Origin of the sequence: Micromonospora sp. M51 (assembly GCF_018070305.1) — a bacterium.
In the GTDB taxonomy this organism is placed as follows: Bacteria; Actinomycetota; Actinomycetes; order Mycobacteriales; family Micromonosporaceae; genus Micromonospora; species Micromonospora parva.
The window spans coordinates 1-6,571 of the sequence record NZ_JAGPXZ010000314.1 but is presented as its reverse complement, the minus strand read 5'-3'; the positions used below and the strand labels follow the sequence as shown (position 1 = coordinate 6,571).

The window sequence follows — 6,571 nt, the reverse complement described above, 5'->3', positions numbered from 1 at the left end:
CCGGTATTCAGGCGTTCATCGCCGGGACCGCCGACTTCGCCGGCTCCGACTCCGCGCTCAAGCCGGAGGAGCAGCCGCAGGCCGACGCCAAGTGCGTCGGCGGCAAGGCCATCCACCTGCCGATGGTGATCGGCCCGGTGGCCGTCGCCTACAACGTCAGCGGCGTGGACAACCTCCAGCTCAAGCCGGCCACCCTGGCGAAGATCTTCGCCGGCACGGTCACCAAGTGGGACGACGCCGCGATCAAGGCCGACAACCCGGGTGCCACGCTCCCGGCGACCACCATCCAGACCGTCCACCGCTCGGACGAGTCGGGCACCACCGACAACTTCACCAACTTCCTCTCCAAGACCGCCGAGGCGGACTGGACCTTCGGCAAGGCCAAGGCGTGGAAGGCCCCGGGCGGCACCGGCGCCAAGGGTTCGGACGGCGTGGCCAGCCGGGTCAAGGGTGCCGACGGCTCCATCGGCTACATGGAGTGGTCGTTCGCCGAGAACGCCGGCCTGAAGATGTCCAAGATCGGTAACGGTGCGGGCGAGTTCGCCGCGCTGACCGCCGAGGCGGCCGGCAAGACCATCGCCGGCGCCAAGGTCGAGGGCCAGGGCGACGACCTCAAGCTGTCGATCGACTACAACACCAAGGAGGCCGGGGCCTACCCGATCGTCCTGGCGACGTACGAGATCGTCTGCAGCAAGGGCCTCGCCGCCGACAAGCTGCCGCTGGTCAAGGGTCTGCTGGGCTACGCCGCCAGCACCGAGGGCCAGGCTGCCATGACCGAGCTGGGCTACGCCCCGCTGCCGGAGAGCGTCCGCACCAAGGTCGAGGCCGCAGTCAAGAACATCTCCTGACCGACACCACTCCGCAATCGAATCGAGCGAGCAGATGGGTGAAACCCCCCACCGCTCGGCCGACGCCGGCACCGGCGGGACGCGCGTGACCCAGAGTCACGAGTGGCCCGCCGGTGCCTCGGCGCGTGTGGCCGAGGCACCAGTCAGCACCCGTACCCCGGGCGGCACCGGGCTGGGCGGCGGCGGCGCGCTGCCGCGCAGCCGTAGGTTCGGCGCCGAGCGGGCCTTCCGCGGTCTCACACTGGCCGCCGGCACCGCCGTTCTGGTCATCATCGCCGCCATCGCGATCTTCCTGGTCGTCAAGGCGGTGCCGGCCCTGCGCGCCAACACCGAGAACTTCTGGTCCTACGAGGGCTGGTCTCCCAACGAGACACAGCCGAAGTTCGGCATCGGCGCGCTCGCCTTCGGCACCGTGCTCAGCTCGGCGCTGGCACTGCTCATGGCGGTGCCGGTGGCGTTGGGCATCGCCCTCTACCTCTCGCACTACGCACCCCGCCGGCTGGGCACCACGCTCGGCTTCCTGGTCGACCTGCTCGCCGCCGTGCCGAGCGTGGTCTTCGGCCTCTGGGGACGGGACGTCTTCAGCAGCCCGGTCCGGGACTTCTCCGTCTGGCTGAACCAGCACTTCGGCTGGATCCCGCTCTTCGGCGGCGACGGCCCCTTCGGGGCGTCCGTCATGCTGGGCGCCCTGGTGCTCGCCATCATGGTGCTGCCGATCATCACCTCGCTCTCCCGCGAGGTGTTCCTCCAGACGCCCACCGCGAACGAGGAGGCCGCCCTCGCCCTGGGGGCCACCCGCTGGGAGATGCTCCGCACCGCGGTGCTCCCCTACGGCCGCCCCGGCATCATCGCCGCGATGATGCTCGGCCTCGGCCGGGCGCTCGGCGAGACCATCGCCCTGGCACTGACCCTCGGCATCACCTTCGGCATCTCGTTCAACCTGATCCAGAACGGCGGCAACACCATCGCCGCCAACATCGCCAACGCGTTCGGCGAGGCGAACGCGACCGGCCGTGGCGCTCTGATCGCCTCCGGCCTGGTGCTGTTCGCCATCACGCTGATCGTCAACATCACCGCGCGGGCGATCATCTACCGCCGCCGGGAGTTCACGGAGTCGGCCGCATGACCACAACCGCCACCTCCCACCGCACCCGGCCGCCGGCCCAGCCCGACTCGCTGCGGGCCAAGCGGCTGCCCTGGTACGCCGCCCCGGCCATCGCCGTGGTGGCCCTGGCGCTCTCCGCCGTGATCGTCTACGGCGCCGGCGTCGGCGGCCCGGTCCTCGTGGTCGTCCTCGGTGCGATCCTCTACCTGGTCGGGCTCTTCACCGCCGCCAACGCGGTCGAGGGGCGCCGCTCGGCCCGCAACCGCACCTGGAGCGCCCTGATCCACTCCGCCTTCGTGTTGGCGGTGCTGCCGCTCGTGTCGGTGGTCTGGACGCTGGTCAGCAAGGGCGCCAGCCGGTTGGACGCCAACTTCTTCCAGACCTCGATGAACAACATCGGGGCCCGGGACGCCAACGGCGGCGCGTACCACGCGATCGTCGGCACCCTGGAGCAGGTTGGTATCGCCACCCTGATCACCGTCCCGCTCGGCGTGCTCTGCGCGATCTACATCGTCGAGTACGGGCGGGGCAAGTTCGCCTTCGCGATCCGGTTCTTCGTGGACGTGATGACCGGCATCCCGTCGATCGTCTCCGGCCTCTTCGTGCTGGCGTTCTGGGTGCTGATCGTGTCGCCGTGGTTCAACGACGGTCGGCCCAGCTTCTCCGGCTTCGCCGCCGCGCTCGCGCTGAGCGTGCTCATGCTGCCCACCATCGTCCGGTCCACCGAGGAGATGCTCCGCCTCGTACCGGCGCCACTGCGCGAGGGCGCGTACGCGCTCGGCGTACCCAAGTGGAAGACCATCCTGCGGGTGGTGCTGCCGACGGCGCTGCCCGGCATCGTCACCGGCGTCATGCTCGCCATCGCCCGCGCGGCCGGTGAGACCGCGCCGGTGCTGCTGGTCGCCGGCGGTGGCGCGGCGATCAACACCAACCCCTTCGAGAACAACCAGTCGTCGCTGTCCCTCTTCGTCTACCAGCAGGCCGGCGACGCGTCGAAGTACGCCCCGGCACGGGCGTGGACCGCGGCACTCACCCTGGTCGCCCTCGTGCTCATCCTGACGATCGCGGCGAAGCTGCTGGCCCGTCGCAACAGGCTCAGCCGATGAACCCCGGAGGTACCACCATGGCCAAGCGCGTCTCCGCCACGAACGTCACCGCGTACTACGGGGGCTTCAAGGCGATCGAGAACATCAACCTGACGGTCGAGCCGAAGACGGTCACCGCCCTCATCGGGCCGTCCGGCTGCGGCAAGTCGACGTTCCTGCGGTCGATCAACCGGATGCACGAGGTGCTGCCGGGGGCCCGGGTCGAGGGCAGCCTGACCATCGACGACCAGGACATCTACGACCGGGACGTGGACGTCACGGCGGTCCGGCGCACGATCGGCATGGTCTTCCAGCGGCCGAACCCGTTCCCCACCATGAGCATCTTCGAGAACGTGGTGGCCGGGCTGAAGCTCAACGGGGTCCGCAAGAAGTCGATCCTGGAGGACGCGGCCGAGAAGGCCCTGCGCGCCGCGAACCTGTGGGGCGAGGTCAAGGACCGGCTGGGCAAGCCCGGCGCGGGCCTCTCCGGCGGTCAGCAGCAGCGGCTCTGCATCGCCCGGACCATCGCTGTCGAGCCGCAGGTCGTGCTGATGGACGAGCCGTGCTCCGCCCTGGACCCGATCTCCACGCTGGCGATCGAGGACCTGATGTTCCAGCTCAAGGACAAGTTCACGATCATCATCGTGACGCACAACATGCAGCAGGCCGCGCGGGTGTCGGACCGGACCGCCTTCTTCTCGATCGAGAAGACCGGCGACCCGGGCCGGCTGATCGAGTACGACAACACCCAGAAGATCTTCAGCAACCCGAGCGTGAAGAAGACCGAGGACTACATCACCGGCCGCTTCGGCTGAGCCGCCGGTTCCCGCTCCACGAGGAACCTGCCAAGATCGCGCTCGATCCTGGTTGTAGTGGTCTCGGCGCGCCGTGAGGCCACTACTTCCCTGTTCGAGCGCGATCTTGGCTGAGGCGCGGGACGCGAGCGGTGCGGGTCGCGATCTTGGCTGAGGGGCGGGACGCGAGCGGTGCGGGTCAGGCGAGGACGAAGCGGGGTTCGCCGTTCGGGGGGAGGTCCAGGCGCGGGGTGATCGGGGTGGCGGCGTCCCGGTCGGCCGCCGCCCGCGCCACACCGGCCAGGTCGCCGGCCGCCGCCACCTGGGCCAGCGTGACCATTGTCGGTGGCAGCATGGTCAGCTCCCCGGCCCGCGCGCGGGCCAGCGCGTCCGCCGGCCGGATCCACAGGGTGTGGTCGGCCTCGCCGGAGACGTCGCGGGTCCGCTGCCCCGCCGGCAGCAGGGCCACGAAGAAGTACGTGTCGAAGCGCCGCGGCTCGAACTCCGGAGTGATCCACCGGCTCCACGGCAGCAGCAGGTCCGACCGGAGGGTGAGCTGCCGGTCGGCGAGCAGCGCGGCGAAGCCCAGCCGGCGACCCTCCAGGTCCTGCCGGGCCGCCTCCCAGTCGTCGCCGCTGACGTCGCCCACCACGGTCTCCCGGTTCGGGCCGGCGAGCAGCACACCCGCCTCCTCGAAGACCTCCCGCGCGGCGGCACAGACCACCGCCTGCGCGGCGTCCGAAGCCACGCCGAGCCGGCCCGCCCACTCGCCCGGTGTCGGCCCCGCCCAGTCCAGGTGCGCCTCCGAGTCGGAGCGGTCCACCCCGCCGCCGGGGAAGGCGTACATCCCGCCGAACGTCATCGCGGCGACCCGGCGGATGACGTACACCTCGAAGTCGGCATCGGTCGGGCGCAGCCGCAGCTCGGTGGCCGCGACCCGCGGCGTGGCCGGGGTGCCACCCTCGGCCTGGAACCGGCGGGCGTGCTCGACCAGGGCTGCCGGGGCGGCGAAGCCGGCACTGTCGATCGTCATGCCGCGAGCCTAGTTCCCGACAGCGGAACGCCGGCCGCGCGCTGGGGCGATGAGCGGTGGCTCGGTCGACGATTTGAGCGGGATGACTCTGAGGCATCAAAATGCCTCAGAGGCATCACGCTCGTCAGGCCGTCAGGCCCGAGGCGTCGGGTCGGGGTGTGGCAGCAGGGCCGCAGACCGGGCAGCGGGCCGGGCAGCGGGAGGTTCAGCTGGCTCGGTTAGCGTTTCGGCATGACTCGTTGGGGCATCCTGGCCACCGGCCACATCGCCAGCCGTTTCGCCGAAGACCTCCGGCTGGTGCCGGACGCCGAGTTGGTGGCGGTCGGTTCCCGCGCCGCGCAGAGCGCACAGCGCTTCGCTGACACGTACGGCGCGAAGCGCGCCTACGGCTCCTGGGTGGAGTTGGCCGCCGACCCGGAGCTGGACGCGATCTACGTGGCGACCCCGCATTCCGCGCACTACGAGGCGGCGATGACCTGCCTGACCGCCGGGCGGGCAGTGCTGCTGGAGAAGCCGTTCACCCTCGACCTGGCCACCAGCACCGAGCTGGTGGACACCGCCCGCGCCGCCGGGGTCTTCCTGATGGAGGCCATGTGGATGCGGCTGAACCCGATGATCCTGCGGATGGTCGAGCTGATCGCGGACGGGGCGATCGGCACGGTGAGCGGCGTCCGGGCCGACTTCGGGGTGGCCGGGCCGTTCCCGCCGGAGCACCGGATGCGCAACCCGGCGCTGGGCGGAGGCGCCCTGTTGGACCTGGGGATCTACCCGATCAGCCTGGCCCACCTGCTGCTCGGCGTGCCGCAGCACATCCGGTCCTGGGCGCAGCTCGGCCCGGAGGGGACGGACGAGAACACCGGCATGCTGTTCGGCTACGACACCGGAGCGCTGGCGACGTTGAGCTGCGGCATGGTCGGGTTGAGCGGGCAGACCGCCTCGATCACGGGCACCCTGGGGCGGATCGACGTGCCGGAGCCGTTCTTCCGACCGGGTTCGTTCACACTGCACCGGGCCGGCGCCGAGCCGGAGACGTTCACAGCGGACGAGGCCGGCAACGGCTACCAGTACGAGGCGATCGAGGTGCAGCGCTGCCTGGCCGCCGGCCTGACCGAGAGCCCGGTGGTGCCGCATGCCACCACCCTTGAGGTGATGGCCCTGCTGGACACGGTCCGCGAGCAGATCGGCGTCCGGTACGTCTGAACAGGCAAAGGGCCCCCGGCCACGGCGAGACCGTGACCGGGGGCCCTTTCGTGCGCTCAGCCGAACAGCGGCCGGACCAGCAGGTAGGTCAGGCACGCGATCAGTGCGGCGGCCGGGAACGTGATGATCCAGGCCAGCACGATGTTGCCGGCCACGTTCCAGCGAACCGCGGAGAGTCGCTTGGTCGCGCCGACACCCATGATCGCCGAGGTGATGGTGTGGGTGGTGGAGATCGGCGCCTTCAGCACCAGGGCGTTGAAGTAGAGCACCGCGCTGGCGACGGTCTCGGCGGCGAAGCCCTCCGGCGGCCCCAAGTCGATGATCTTGCGGCCGAGGGTGCGGATGATCCGCCAACCACCGGCGTACGTGCCGAGGGCCAGCATCGTCGCCGAGGTCCAGAACACCCAGCCCGGGATGTGCGTCTTGCTCTCCTGGAAACCACCGGTGTAGAGCGCCAGCACCACGATGCCCATGGTCTTGGCGGCGTCCTGCATGCCGTGACCGAC

General features: G+C 70.5%; 7 protein-coding genes. 5 read left to right on the top strand and 2 right to left on the bottom strand.

The genetic code is table 11. From position 1 onward, the window contains the following. From pstS to pstB, 4 genes are all read left to right on the top strand, one after another. The coding region (pstS, locus tag KBX53_RS17775) for a phosphate ABC transporter substrate-binding protein PstS (RefSeq protein WP_210860457.1) at positions 1-848 on the top strand (848 nt) is incomplete at its 5' end. A gap of 34 nt (positions 849-882) precedes the next feature. Then, positions 883-1,974, top strand: a complete 1,092-nt coding sequence (gene pstC / locus KBX53_RS17770) for a phosphate ABC transporter permease subunit PstC (RefSeq protein WP_030327778.1) — start codon at positions 883-885, stop codon at positions 1,972-1,974. After that, positions 1,971-3,059 carry a phosphate ABC transporter permease PstA gene (gene pstA / locus KBX53_RS17765; protein WP_030327779.1) on the top strand — a complete coding sequence of 363 codons (1,089 nt, stop codon included), beginning with the start codon at positions 1,971-1,973 and terminating at the stop codon, positions 3,057-3,059. The genes pstC and pstA overlap by 4 nt, the downstream gene beginning before the upstream one ends. 17 nt (positions 3,060-3,076) lie before the next feature. Further along, positions 3,077-3,853: a phosphate ABC transporter ATP-binding protein PstB gene (gene pstB / locus KBX53_RS17760; protein WP_030327780.1), complete on the top strand. Its 777-nt coding sequence runs from the start codon at positions 3,077-3,079 to the stop codon at positions 3,851-3,853. 178 nt (positions 3,854-4,031) lie between these two features. Here pstB and KBX53_RS17755 read toward each other — a convergent pair whose 3' ends face one another. Then, complete coding sequence (locus tag KBX53_RS17755; RefSeq protein ID WP_210860455.1) at positions 4,032-4,865, bottom strand: NUDIX hydrolase; 834 nt, start codon at positions 4,863-4,865, stop codon at positions 4,032-4,034. 231 nt (positions 4,866-5,096) lie between these two features. On the opposite strand from KBX53_RS17755, the gene KBX53_RS17750 reads away from it, so the two are divergent. Continuing rightward, positions 5,097-6,065: a Gfo/Idh/MocA family protein gene (locus KBX53_RS17750; RefSeq protein ID WP_030327782.1), complete on the top strand. Its 969-nt coding sequence runs from the start codon at positions 5,097-5,099 to the stop codon at positions 6,063-6,065. 56 nt (positions 6,066-6,121) lie between these two features. On the opposite strand, the gene KBX53_RS17745 is transcribed toward KBX53_RS17750, so the two are convergent. Beyond that, on the bottom strand, positions 6,122-6,571 hold a 450-nt coding region (locus KBX53_RS17745; protein ID WP_210860453.1), incomplete at its 5' end, for an inorganic phosphate transporter.